The following is a 711-nucleotide window of genomic DNA, read 5'->3' as shown; positions in this document are numbered from 1 at the left end:
GAAGGTCGCAAAGCCTGGGCCGTCGAGATCGTGGACTTTCGACGAACCAATCACTTGGCTCAGAGAGCGAATCCTCGAAAGGATCGTCTCGATGTCATGCTGCGCGAGTTCGGCTTTCAGGCCATCAATCTGTTTTTGATAGGTTGGGGCAAGTGTCGTGAGAACTTGGTCCGTGAGCCCCGCAACTGCCGGGATGAGCGGATAGGTGCCATCGGGCTTTGCCATTCCGGCAGAAGCTCCAGCGCCAACCAACAGCCCGATCCGCTTCCGGCCCTGCGCGACGATCGTCCTAAGCGCCGCCATATACTGATCGGGATTATGAACACTGACAGTCAACTTGCGCTCCCTCAACACTTGCTTCTGCATCCTCGCATCTAGCACTTGGTTCAATATTTCACGCTCGATCTCGCCCGTCTACGGCGGCCGTCTGAAAAGGCTCCGGCTTTCCAACCGCATTGAAGCTTGTTGCGCTTGTTAGCAGCGCAGTTTGGATAGTGTGCGCAGGGGGCGTGTCTGTCGTGCGTTCTGTATCCCGCTAGGCCGAAATGCCTTGCCTCCGTCATGCGGAAATTAAGATGCCAGCTTACTATGTCAGTTTCATTAGGCTCATGTTGGCGTACAGATGCAGACAGGGCCACTGTTTTATCTCATCCTGTTCGGCATTGAATTTGCAGTCTTTTCGCTGAGGGCGTACTTTAAGCACCCAATTCT

Annotated in this window: 1 pseudogene; it reads right to left on the bottom strand. The window is 54.4% G+C overall.

Going from position 1 to position 711, the window contains the following annotated elements:
* A pseudogene (locus tag C8029_RS21460) lies at positions 1 to 336 on the bottom strand (SIR2 family protein); the annotation flags it as partial.
* Positions 337 to 711: the final 375 nt, after the last annotated feature.

It is taken from the genome of Roseobacter sp. TSBP12 (genome assembly GCF_009129705.1).
GTDB classification, from domain to species: Bacteria; Pseudomonadota; Alphaproteobacteria; order Rhodobacterales; family Rhodobacteraceae; genus Celeribacter; species Celeribacter baekdonensis_A.
The sequence above is the reverse complement of the archived record's forward strand: the minus strand, read 5'-3'. Positions and strand labels throughout refer to the sequence as shown.